Annotated in this window: 11 protein-coding genes; 4 read left to right on the forward strand and 7 right to left on the reverse strand. The window is 36.7% G+C overall.

Features of this window, described 5'->3' with window-relative positions:
- The first annotated feature begins 2 nt into the window (after positions 1-2).
- The gene (locus PHP31_07090) at positions 3-701 is read left to right on the forward strand and encodes a response regulator transcription factor (protein MDD3739043.1); all 699 of its coding nucleotides are present in this window, start codon (positions 3-5) and stop codon (positions 699-701) included.
- A gap of 258 nt (positions 702-959) precedes the next feature.
- Here the strand turns inward: PHP31_07090 and PHP31_07095 are convergent, their stop codons facing one another.
- The 7 genes from PHP31_07095 to PHP31_07125 all read right to left on the reverse strand — a co-directional run bounded on the left by PHP31_07095 (position 960) and on the right by PHP31_07125 (position 9,103).
- Positions 960-2,165, reverse strand: a complete 1,206-nt coding sequence (locus PHP31_07095) for an MFS transporter (GenBank protein ID MDD3739044.1) — start codon at positions 2,163-2,165, stop codon at positions 960-962.
- Between the two features lie 275 nt (positions 2,166-2,440).
- A complete protein-coding gene (locus PHP31_07100; GenBank protein ID MDD3739045.1) occupies positions 2,441-2,569 on the reverse strand; it encodes a hypothetical protein in 129 nt (42 codons plus the stop codon).
- A gap of 37 nt (positions 2,570-2,606) precedes the next feature.
- The gene (locus PHP31_07105; protein MDD3739046.1) at positions 2,607-3,167 is read right to left on the reverse strand and encodes a hypothetical protein; all 561 of its coding nucleotides are present in this window, start codon (positions 3,165-3,167) and stop codon (positions 2,607-2,609) included.
- A 7-nt stretch (positions 3,168-3,174) separates the two neighbouring features.
- Complete coding sequence (locus PHP31_07110; GenBank protein MDD3739047.1) at positions 3,175-4,146, reverse strand: SPFH domain-containing protein; 972 nt, start codon at positions 4,144-4,146, stop codon at positions 3,175-3,177.
- A 489-nt stretch (positions 4,147-4,635) separates the two neighbouring features.
- Complete coding sequence (locus PHP31_07115) at positions 4,636-6,672, reverse strand: dihydrofolate reductase (GenBank protein MDD3739048.1); 2,037 nt, start codon at positions 6,670-6,672, stop codon at positions 4,636-4,638.
- A gap of 196 nt (positions 6,673-6,868) precedes the next feature.
- Positions 6,869-8,068: an acetate kinase gene (locus PHP31_07120; protein MDD3739049.1), complete on the reverse strand. Its 1,200-nt coding sequence runs from the start codon at positions 8,066-8,068 to the stop codon at positions 6,869-6,871.
- 60 nt (positions 8,069-8,128) lie between these two features.
- Entirely contained in the window at positions 8,129-9,103 is a 975-nt protein-coding gene (locus PHP31_07125; GenBank protein ID MDD3739050.1) for a 3-hydroxyacyl-CoA dehydrogenase NAD-binding domain-containing protein, read from the reverse strand.
- 247 nt (positions 9,104-9,350) lie between these two features.
- Between PHP31_07125 and PHP31_07130 the strand changes: the two genes are divergently transcribed.
- Genes PHP31_07130 through PHP31_07140 form a run of 3 tightly spaced genes read left to right on the forward strand, consistent with a single transcriptional unit; the run spans position 9,351 to position 12,326 of the window.
- Positions 9,351-10,403 carry a bifunctional oligoribonuclease/PAP phosphatase NrnA gene (locus tag PHP31_07130; protein MDD3739051.1) on the forward strand — a complete coding sequence of 351 codons (1,053 nt, stop codon included), beginning with the start codon at positions 9,351-9,353 and terminating at the stop codon, positions 10,401-10,403.
- A 7-nt stretch (positions 10,404-10,410) separates the two neighbouring features.
- Positions 10,411-10,944 carry an FKBP-type peptidyl-prolyl cis-trans isomerase gene (locus PHP31_07135; protein MDD3739052.1) on the forward strand — a complete coding sequence of 178 codons (534 nt, stop codon included), beginning with the start codon at positions 10,411-10,413 and terminating at the stop codon, positions 10,942-10,944.
- A gap of 20 nt (positions 10,945-10,964) precedes the next feature.
- Positions 10,965-12,326: an FKBP-type peptidyl-prolyl cis-trans isomerase gene (locus PHP31_07140; protein ID MDD3739053.1), complete on the forward strand. Its 1,362-nt coding sequence runs from the start codon at positions 10,965-10,967 to the stop codon at positions 12,324-12,326.
- Positions 12,327-12,442 lie beyond the last annotated feature (116 nt).

The raw sequence follows: 12,442 nt of genomic DNA on the forward strand, positions 1-12,442 counted from the left end.
TTATGTTAACAAAAAGAAATTTGACGATTTTATTAGCTGAAGATGACCAAAATTTAGGCAATATTTTGAGTAATTATCTGATAGCAAAAGGATTTGATGTCCAACTTTGTACTAATGGTCAAGAAGCTATTGATATGTTTTTGAAAACACCGTTCAACTTATGCATATTGGATATTATGATGCCAAAAAAAGACGGGATAACAGTAGCACAAGAGATTAGACAATTTGATAAAAAAGTACCTATATTGTTCTTAACGGCTAAATCGATGGAAGAAGACAAACTTAGGGGATTCCAGTCGGGAGCTGATGACTACGTAACCAAACCGTTTAGCATGGAAGAACTTAAGGCAAGAATGGAAGCTATATTAAGGCGTTCGGAACCTGATATGGGTAAAGAAGAAGGTGTTTATGAAATAGGGAAATATATTTTCGACTATAATCATCAGACTATAACCTTTGAAGGCGAAACTCAAAAGCTAACTTCCAAAGAATCGGAGTTGCTGAATTTGTTCTGTCAGTTCAAAAACGAAACCTTAGAACGTAGTTTTGCTCTTAACAGAATTTGGCAAAACGATAGCTACTTTAACGCCAGAAGCATGGACGTGTACATTACCAAACTTCGCAAAATTCTTAGTAAAGACCCGAATGTTGAAATTATTAACGTACACGGTATAGGTTTTAAACTTACGATTAAAGAATAGGGTTGCGGGTTACGGGTTACGTGGTGCGGGTTACGTGTTATCTAGAAGTTTCGGAATGTTTCGGGTTTGACATTTTCGGTCGCTGAGTGCCGAAGGCGTATCGAAGTGCCGAAAATGGATGTAAGGTTAAACTCTGTGGCGCTTTGGGTTGCGGGGTACGTGGTTCGTGTTGCGTGTTACGAGTTGTCTCGAAATTTCAGGACATGACACCCACCACCCTTCACCGACCACCAATCACCACCCACCCACCACCCACCACTACCTACATTTGTTTCTCAAAAAATGCGGTTTGGCGATGAAAATGAATAAGGTCAATGATAGCACAACTGACATTGAGCCCACAAAGTATGTGAGCGACATTCCTGTGAGGTAATCGGATATTTTTCCGCCAATAACCAATCCGGTACCTATTCCCAAATCCCAAGATGTAAGGTATGTTGAAGTTGCACTTGCCCGTTTGTTGTTCGGTGCAATATTTACAAACAGGGTGTTGTACGCAGGAAATATCAATCCATAGGCAAAACCGACAAAAACAGCTGATGATAAAAATATTAATCGGAGATTTGCTATATCGACACTATCTTTCAAGTAGTAAATTAGCGCCAATAGTAAAAAGGCGAAAATACCTATAACGGTTCCAACTTTAATAACTGCCGGCAAATACCCTTTGTCTACAAGTTTTCCCGAAAACAAACGAACAGAAATAAGTCCGGCAGCCAAAAGAGTGAAGTAAATTCCAATATTTGCAAGTTGCAACTCTTCGGCATAAATGGGTATGTAGGACGTTATAGACGCGTATGGAAATGCCATTAAAAACAAGCATATTCCTGCATATAATCCTTTGGGCCAAAAAAATCTGTCTAATGACAAAGGCTGATTTTTAGTTTTTTCAACTTCTTTTGTACATTTTATAAGTGTAGCAAATATAAAGCCTACAATTCCGGTACAAATAGCGAACACAAAAACCGCCTTAGCCGAATAAGTCTCGTAAATAAGCATTGAAAGCATAGGTCCCATTGCCATAGCCACGTTGTTTGTGGTTCCAAAATATCCCAAGCCTTCGCCCCGCCTTGATGCAGGCATTATATCTATAACCAAGCTGCTACTTGCTGTTGTAACGCTACCAAAAGTTATACCGTGAAAAACCCTTACAAGTATAAACAACAGCAACATTGAAGCGTACAAATATCCTACAAAAACAGCTACAAATGCAATGTATGCAATTAGATATATTGGTTTTCTGTTTATCATGTCTAGAAAATACGCTGCAATAGGTCGTATGATTAGAGCCGCAATTGTGTACGACGATAAAACCAACCCTACTATTGTTTTGCTTACGTCAAACTCTTCGATAAGGTAAAAAGGCATTATAGGCAAGAGCAGATAAAAAGTAAAAAACAGGAAAAAGTTAGCTATACACATGTATATAAAGCTAGCCGTCCACAATTTTTCTTTTGTTGCCATATTTTTGTTTTTAGTCGGCAAATGTAATCAATTGTTGAGACTATTTGGGGAAATTAATTGTGTTACGTGTTTCGGGTTGCGGGTTACGTGGCAATTAGCAATTAACAATGTGAAATGAGCAATTGATAATCATTAGCCAATGGCTTAAGACCTGAAACATACGGGCTTATGAAGTCAACATCCAATAACACCATTCACCGACCACCATACACCATTCACCAACTCATTCAGCCGAAATACACGTCTTTTAAGGCACAAATTACCAATTAAATATACTACTCGTTTTTATTTTGCTTTTTTTTAGGCATTCTGCCGCTATCTTTCAGAGCTTGGTCTAACAAGTACGCAATTTGCCCGTTGGTGCTGCGAAATTCGTCAGCAGCCCATTTTTCAATTGCTTCCATTGTTTCTGCATCAATGCGCAAAACAAAACTTTTATTTTTAGATGTTTTTGCCAATTTGCTGATAATTTTTTACTTTTTCCAATGCTTCCTGTACCAACTCGGGTTTACGCGTACCGATTAATATTTTCTTTCCGTTTTTAAGAACCAACTGTAACCCCATATTTCCACTCACGTTGTAAGCTATGTCTTTTCCGCTTTTAAATTTCACTTCAAAACTTTTGTGTCTTCTCAATCCCCAGCCGCCGTATTCTTTTACTGGTTTGTATTTGCGTATGTATGCTTCTTGTATATCGTCCCAAGCAAAAAACTTATACCTTCTATGAAATGGGAAATATCTTACATATACACCATCGGATCCAATAGCAGTATTCATCTTGGTTATAAAAACGAAAACGATTAGTATAATAACTATTAGCAAAGGTATAACTGTTTGTAATATCATTGAAGATCTTGAACAGTTATTGTTTAATTGCTGTTGTGCAGTATAATTATTAACGATAGCGTAAATAATTAAAGCGATAAATCCGATAATAATTACCCACAGTTGCCAATTTGAAAATCGTTGCGTTTCGGTGTACAGAATTTTACTTCTAGTCATATTGTTTTTACTGATACAAGGTTCCGGTATTTACTATTGGTTGTGCGTTTTCTTCGCCGCATAGTACTACCATCAAATTGCTTACCATTGCTGCTTTTTTATCGTCGTCTAATTCAATAACATTTTCTTCCGATAGTTTTTTCAAAGCTATTTGTACCATTCCTACAGCACCTTCTACAATTTTTTCGCGAGCAGCAATAATTGCGTTAGCTTGTTGACGACGTAGCATAACAGCAGCTATTTCGGGAGCGTAAGCAATGTAGTTTACGCGTGCTTCTATTACTTCTATTCCGGCAATAGCAAGGCGGTCGTTAATTTGTTTTTCAAGAATTTCGTTCATCTCGTCGCCACCCGAACGTAAAGTAAGCTCGTCCGATTCTTCCGACTGTAGATGGTCGTAGGGATACAATCCGGCTACGTAGCGTAGTGCAGCATCGCTCTGAATTTGTACAAAGTTTTCGTAAGCTCTCATCTTGTCGTTTACACTGTCGCGCACGCCTGTACCCATTACGCTCGACATCATAGATTTGTTGTCTATTTCAAACGATGCTTTGTAGGTGTCAACAACTTTCCATACTACTACCATTCCTATCATTATTGGGTTACCGGCTTTATCGTTAACCTTGATTGGCTCGGCATCTAAGTTTCTGGCTCTTAGGGTTAATTTCTTCTTGCTAAATAAAGGATTTACCCAAAAAAATCCGTTTTGTTTTACCGTGCCAACATATTTACCAAAAAATATGAGCACGCGCGCTTCGTTGGGTTCTATAAGCATAAAACCGAACCAAAATAAAGTGTTAACGGCAAACAAAAATACCGATAGTAATAGGAAAAACACCATTGCACCAGGGCTTAGTATTGGTGAGTTAACAACATTGGCAACTAATACTATTATTCCGATTAGGAAGATAAAATTAGCTATAACCATTCCAATTCCGGATAGTTTCAGACCGGAATAAATTTCTTCTTTTGTTTTCATGTGCGTTTGTTTTTAAGTTTAAAATGATATTATTTTGATATCACAAAAGTATTGCAATTTTATTAACTAGCAAATTTTTTTTAATATTTTTTTATTGTTGTTTGATAAAGTCTTGAAAAAAACGCCGTTATGTGGCTTGTGTTAAAGCCGTTAGCCCCCGAAGTCTCGGGGCTGTTAGCTGTTGGCTGGTAAAGTTAGAAATTAGAAGTCAGAAGGTAGAAGTATGTATTAGTATTAACAAATACTCTAAATTTCTAATTTCTGATTTCTAACTTCTAAAACCCGCAACCCGCAACCCGAACCACGCATCTGCCAAAAGCCAATGGCTAAGAGCCAAGAGCCAATAACCAACAGCAGCTTTGCAATTAAAAATTTTCAAATTGACAATTTTTCGGTTTGCTAATTATATGCTAAAACGCATAAAACAAAAGGGGCTGACTCGTTTTTATTTTGAGTCAGCCCCTTAAAAATTTTTACAAAATTATTTTTTTACCAGGTAGGTAAGAAAGAATAATTATTTGAATAGTTTAGCATTTGAGTTGCAAAGTCGTCGGGATAGCTGATGGTTACCTTTTTGGTACCGTTTTCTTCAACCATCTGAATTTCGGGATTAATAAATCCACTGTATGGAGCTATATTAAGTTTTGCGTAGCGTTCCAAAACTTCTTTATGCAATTCTTGATCAACTTTAATACCGTAAGTTTCAACTAAATTTTTACCTGCTTCATAATCGCCTTCCGATTTAATTCTTTGAACTTCGGCAAGAAGTTTACCAAATAGCTGGCGAAGTTTATCGTAGTCGTTAATTTTAATGTAAGTTTTTCCATCAACAATGTATTTTTCGATAACATTATCGGCTTTGCCGTTTTCGTAGCTCCAGTTAGCAATAGTTTGTCTGTTGCGCATGTGGGCTTGCTCTATATCTTTACCGGGCTGTATGCGAGTAAGCTGAGTCATCAAACCGTTTCTGATGTACGAGTCGTATTCGGCTTTTGCAGCTTCTTTATTCGGAATTATTCCCAATTCAACAACTTTGTCATCCATTATATAATAAAGAGCGAACAAGTCGGCACGAGTTTCTTCCAAGGCACTTGAGTAGTTTTTAAGAGCTTCGCTAGAGGTTCCGGGTAACAATTGTCCCGAGCCGTGTCCTAAGCACTCGTGTAGGTCGGTGTGAACATTGCCGGCTAAAGAGCCGTACTCTTTACTTCTTTTAATAACGTCTTGTTCGTGAGTAAATTCTTCTAGGAATCCGTTACCTTCAGCGGCTTTGCCGTAGGCATATGTTATGTTTTCTATAGTTACTGATTTAGAACCGTAGTCTCTTCTAATCCAATCGGCGTTGGGCAAGTTGATACCTATAGGTGTTGATGGGTGGCAGTCGCCGCCAAGTTGAGCAACAGTAATAACTTTTGCCGAAACACCTTTAACTGTTTCTTTTTTAAAGCGAGGATCAATAGGCGAGTTATCTTCGAACCATTGAGCATTTTCGCTTATAATTTTGGTTCTTTTAGTAGCTTCAATATTTTTGAAATTAACTATAGCTTCCCATGTTGCCTTTCTGCTGAAAGGATCGCCGTAAGTTTCGATAAAACCGTTTACATAGTCAACATTGCTTTCTAAGTCTTGAACCCAAATAACGTTGTAATCGTCCCAAGTTTTCAAACAACCTGTTTTGTAGTACTCAATAAGTTTTTCAAAACCGACTTTTTGTTGTTCATTTTCGGCAACGGTAATAGCTTTTTCCAACCAGTAAATGATTTTTTCTATTGCTTCCGAATATCTGCCGCCAAGTTTATAAACGTCTTCTTTAATCACTCCGTTTTCTTTATAAACTCTTGAGTTTAGTCCTAACGAAAGCGGTCTTTCGGGGTCGGGCTGCTCCATGTTGTCGTAGAATTTTTCAACTTCTTTTTGTGTAATGCCTTCGTAGAAGTTTACGGCAGAAGTTTGAACTATATCAACACCTTCTTGCAGGTTAACACCTTTGGGCAGATAGTTGGGGTCAAACATTACAGGTTCTAGTGTTTTAACGAGGTCAGCAACAGTTTCGCCTTCTTTAACAGGAAATAATGTTTGGTCTGAATTTTCTACCAAGGTATTGAAGTATTCTTTAGAAAATTCGGGCATAATTTTATCTGAGGCGTAGTGATGGTAAATTCCGTTGCTAAACCAAATTCTTTTCAAATAAACAACAAAATTTTCCCAATCTTCTCCGGATTTTTCTCCGTTGTAGGTTTGGTAAATGTTTTCTAAGGTGCGTCTGACAGCTAAGTTATACTTACCGTTTTGGTCGAAAAGGATGTCGCGTCCGCATTTTGTAGCTTCGCTTAAATAGTATATAAGTTCTTGTTGCTGAGGTGTCAGCTCATCGAAACCCGGAACTTGATATCTAAGAATGTTGAGGTCGGCAAATTTTTCTGAAAAGAACGAAAAATCATCGCCGGAGGTTACGTCTTTTTTGTTGTTACACGAACTTAATACAAATAGTGTCATCAGTGTTAAAAATAATAGTTTAATTCTCATATGTATGTGATTTTTTAGTTTAAGGATAAATGCAACTCACACGTTTACAGTTGTTTCATGTTTGTTGCACACCTTGTTTGTTTGATTAATATTTTATTGCAAAGTTAAACAAAATATCGGATTTAAAAATTAAAGGCATAAAAAAGGAGACGATTTGCGTCTCCCTTTCTAATTAAAACATGTTGCGTATTAGAAATCAGCTTGTTACAATTTGATATGTATCTTGCGCTATAACAAGCTCTTCGTTAGTTGGTATTATCATAATTTTAACAGGCGATTCGCTTGTAGATATTATTGCATCTTTGCCCCTTAGGTTGGTATTGATTTTGGTGTCGATTTCAATTCCCATAAATTCCATATCTTTACAAACAAGTTCTCTGGTTTTCCAAGCATTTTCGCCAACTCCACCTGTAAAGACAATAGCATCAACTCCACCCATAGCAGCAATATACGAGCCTATATATTTTTTAATACGGTAATGATATACTTCTAAAGCTGTAATTGCTTGTTGATTTCCGTTTGATGCAGCAGATTCAACATCTCTCATGTCTGATGAAACTCCGGATAATCCGAGCATACCGCTATGTTTGTTTATAAGAGAGTTGGTATTATTAATGCCTATTTGCTCTTTTGATGCAATGAACAGCAAAGCACCTGCGTCAATATCGCCGCATCTGGTTCCCATAACCACTCCTTCAATCGGAGTCATACCCATAGAGGTATCGAAAGATTTTCCGTTTTTAACGGCACATATTGATGCACCGTTTCCGAGATGACAAGTAATAATTTTAAGATCTTTAATATCTTTGTTTAATAGTTCTGCAGCTCTTTTGGATACAAATCGGTGGCTTGAACCGTGAAATCCGTAACGACGAATTTTGTATTTTTCATATAATGAGTATGGTATTCCGTACAGATAACTCATTTCGGGCATTGACTGGTGAAAAGCTGTATCGAACACACCAACTTGAGGCACATTAGGCAATATTTTAGTCATTGAATAAATACCCTCTAAGTTTGGCGGATTGTGCAGAGGAGCGAGATCAACGCACTCTTCAAGAGCATCAATAACTTCGGGAGTTATTCTTACACTACCGTTAAATTTTTCGCCTGCGTGTACAACGCGATGTCCTACTGCTCCTATTTCGTTGAGGTCGCTGATGCAACCCAACTTAGGATTTGTGAGTAACGACAGCACATATTCAATTCCGCTTTGGTGGTCTAATATATCGCCTGAAAGTTTTACAACGTCGTTGTTTTCTTTTGTATGTTTTATTGAAGCTCCTTTAAGTCCTATCTTGTCAACTAAACCCTTTGCAATTACTTTTTCTTCGGGCATTTCAAAAACTTGATATTTTATCGAAGAGCTACCGCAATTTAATACTATTATTTTCATGTTTTTTGATTTTTTATTTTTCATATTGATAATTTATTTGTTTGGTGTATTGGAGTTTGATTACATTATTTCCGAAAATGTAACAGATGTTCCTATAATTTTTCCGTTAGAGTCGTACTTGTAGAAACCCTGACCTGATTCTTTCCCCATTTTTCCACTTCTTACAAGTCGTCTTATTATCGATGAGCATTTAAAAATTTGAACTCCAAATTCGTCGTATAAATTATCCATTTGTCGTTGTAGTTTGTTAAGACCTATTTTGTCGGCAAGTTCAAAAGGTCCGTATTGCGAGCCCATGCTTACTTTCATTATTTCGTCGATGTTTTCTATAGTTGCTACACCTTCCATAAGAATTTCGCAGGCTTGATTGATGATAATGCAGTTCATACGAGATGAAACATTGCCCGGGGACTCGGCTATCTCTATAGCTTCTTTTTGAAGCATTTTTAAAAATCTTAAAGCGTAATTGTAACTCTTGTCGTCGGTGTATTGACTTCTGACCAATTCGACAATATTTGCCGTACTGATGGGTGATATAAAGTGTATTCCTATTAGTCGTGACGGATTTGTAAGTACGCTTGCAAGCTCCGAAACCATTATAGTTGACGAATTTGAAACTAGTACGGTATTATTTCTTACAACGTTTTCAATGTCTTTCAAAACATTTCTTCTGTTTTCGAGTGTTGTACCTTTTCTGTAATTGCTTATAGATTCTATCACAATATCGCTGTCGGCTAGGTCGTACATGTGATTTGTAACACTTATTCTCGATAAAATCAATCGTTTTTCGCTTTCGGTCATGCCCCAACAATTAATTTCCTGATCGAGCATTTCCGTGATGGTACCTAAAATTTTGTTTGATTCTCCTTCGGTTTTGTTGTAAGCCAACACTTCAAAACCGCTTTTACTCGCAGTTTTAATTATTTCACAGCTAACTCTGCTTGTGCCTACAAAACCTATTTTCGATATTGTATTAACATCGTTGGTTTTTTGCTGTTGCAGCAAATCTTTTATTTCGCCGATTATCTCTGACATAGTATTTAATTTATATTATGGTTATTAAGAAATTTATTTTTTATGCAAAGTTATACTATTAAAATCAAAGAAAGTAATTTTTATTAAAAAAAAGATGTTTATGTTGTCCGAAATAAGTATTTGCAAAGTTTGTATTACAAATTTCAATAATATCCTATGTATGTTTGGCTCGAAAATTAATATACTGCGCAAAAGTAATTTGTGTTTCAAATAATGTTGTAAATTTGCAGGCAAAATTTTAGAACTCTTGAGCGGTTTAACATCTTCGTTTATCAATAATTTTATAGAGGTACTTGAAAAAAAACCAAAAGTACTTATCACAACGCATTACAACCCCGATGGCGATGCAGTTGGTTCGTCATTAGCTTTGTATTTGTTTTTAAAAGCTTTTGACGTTGATGCAAAAGTGTTGGTTCCGAATGACATTCCTGATTTTTTGATGTGGCTCAGTGGTTCCGAAGACGTAGTGAATTACAAGCAAGATACGGAGCAAGGTCTTTATTTAATAAAAAATGCTGAAGCTGTTTTTTGTTTAGATTTTAACGTGCTAAGTCGTGTCATTTTATTTGAAGATGAATTGCTTAAAAGCGATGCAACGTTTTTCCTCATCGACCATCATCTCGACCCTGCCGATACTTTCAATCACGTTTATTCTGAGCAAAATGTATCGTCAACATCGGAGCTTTTATTTAACTTGCTTATAGAAGTTGAAAACAAGTTGCAAAAGAAAATCATTAATAAAGCAATAGCCGAAAATATATTTGTAGGAATTATGACAGATACCGGCTCATTTGCTTATTCGTGTAATAATAAAGAAACTTTTATAGCAGTTTCCAAATTAATTGATTATGGCGTTGATGTTGATAAAGCACACAAAAAGGTTTACGACACCTATTCCGAAAACCGACTAAGACTATTAGGATTTGCTTTAAGTAGCAATTTAAAGGTGCTACCACAGTACAATACCGCATATATATGGCTAAGTCGCAACGACCTTAAACGCTACGAATACAAGCAAGGCGATACCGAAGGACTTGTTAATTACGCATTGAGTATAAAAGAAGTTTGTTTGGCTGTTTTGTTTGTCGAAAGGGAAGATAGAATCAGAATATCATTCCGCAGCAAAGGCGATTTGTCGGTAAATATTATAGCATCGAAATATTTTGGCGGTGGCGGTCATAAAAATGCGTCGGGTGGCGATTCGTACAAATCTTTGGAAGAAACTATCAAGGATTTCGAGGACATATTACCTTTGCTCGAAAATGAAATTAAAACCGCACTTAGTGATTTTAACAAATAAATTTATCATGAATTTTTGTAAGTATTTGTTGATAGTCGTTTTATCCTTATTGTTTGTTGTTTCATGCAAGCAGAAAAACAGCAATGATAAAGGATTGAAAATAGACAAAGAGTTGCTTGACGAAAATCTGATTAAAACCAATACCGATGCGGTGTTATTAGAAAACAAACTTATAGACGATTGGATAAAACGCAGAGGCATTCCCTTTGAAGAAACACCTACAGGTCTCAGATACATTATATCGGGTAAAGGCACGGGCGAATGTGCAAAACCCGGACAAAAAGTTACCATCAGCTACAGAGTTGAATTGCTAACAGGTAAACTTATATACACCAGCGAATACTCTGCAAACAAAGTGTTTGTCATAGGAAAATCGGATGTAGAAAACGGTTTGGAAGAAGGCATAATGATGATGAAGCAAGGGCAAAGTGCGGTACTTATAATACCGTATTATTTAGCACACGGAATTTTAGGCGATTTCAACGAAATTCCACCACAAAACAGCATAATTTATAAATTAGAATTAATAAAAATTGAATAAATAAATTTAACTAACTTAATATGAAAAAACTTCACTTATTTTTATTGAGCTTACTTGTCGTAACCATTGGCATTAGCTCATGTTCAAACAAAGACGGATTCAAGAAAGGACCCGACGGAATTAGGTACAAACAATTGGTTCATAGCAAAGATTCGGCACAACTTAATGTTGGCGATATTGTTACTTTGTCATTGAGCTATTGGGTAAATATTAACGGTAAAGACAGCCTGCTTATGGATTCGGCTCACCTTAATGTGGTTTCAAAACTCGAACTTCTAGAGCCTTCTTATCCGGGTGATATCTACCAAGCAATTGGAACTATGAGTGTTGGAGATAGCACAATATTTAAGATAAATGCCGCCGATTTTATTACCAAAACCATGCAATCGCCTACTTTGCCCGATTTTATGGATAGTACAACTTCGTTGTACGTGGGAGTTAAAGTGTTTAGCAGTGCCACAATTGAAGAACTTGAAGCTGCCGACATGAAACTTAAAGAAACACGCAAAGGAACCGAAATGGAAAGGATAGAACAGTATTTGGCTGCAAACAACATGAATAACATGGTAAACGATTCGGGTTACTATATGCACTTTGTTGAACCGGGCGTAGGTGGTATTGTTAACGACGGCGACCACATTGGAGTTGTTTTAAATATCAAAACAGTTGACGGCAAACAAATATTTACTACTGACGAAAGAGAAGACCCTTATACTCTTAAAGTCGGGACACCTGTTGATACTCGCGGTTTTAATATGGCAATAAAAACCCTTAAAAAAGGCTCCATTGCTAAAATTGTTATTCCTTCGGCGTTGGCTTTCGGCGAAGACGGCTATAGAAATCCTATTACCGGCGATTACCTTATAGAACCGTACACTCCCATTGCTTACGATGTAGAGGTTATTAGTGTTAAAACTAAACTTCAGTTCGAAAAAGAGCTTAAAGAGAAAGAAATTAAAAGACAAAAAGAATTGGAAAAAGCTAGAGCCGAAGAAGTTGCCATGATTAAAACCTATGTAAAAGAAAATTATCCTAAAGCTAAAATGTTACAAAACGGATTGTACTACGCTAAAGTTTCTGACGGTAAAGGTAAAAAACCGCAATCCGGACAAAATGTTAAGGTTCATTACACAGGAAAATTGCTCAATGGTACTGTATTCGATTCTTCAGTTGAACGTGGTGAACCATTTCAATTTACACTTGGCGTAGGACACGTTATTAAAGGTTGGGATTTAGGCGTTGCCAATATGAGCGTTGGCGAAAAAGCTGTTTTAATTATTCCTTCCGAATTAGGTTACGGCGAACGTCAGGTAAGTCCTCAAATTCCGGCAAACTCCACTTTGATTTTCGATGTAGAACTTTTGGAGGTGCTTGATAATTAGTGGTTCGTGGTTCGTGTTGCGTGTTATGAGGCTTTTAGCCATTAGCCATTGGCTTTTAGCTATTTGTTAAGTTTAGCTAACGGCTAACAGCCAACAGCCAACGGCAATTTCAATTA

The sequence above is a fragment of the Lentimicrobiaceae bacterium genome, from assembly GCA_028697555.1.
Classification (GTDB): Bacteria; Bacteroidota; Bacteroidia; order Bacteroidales; family UBA4417; genus UBA4417.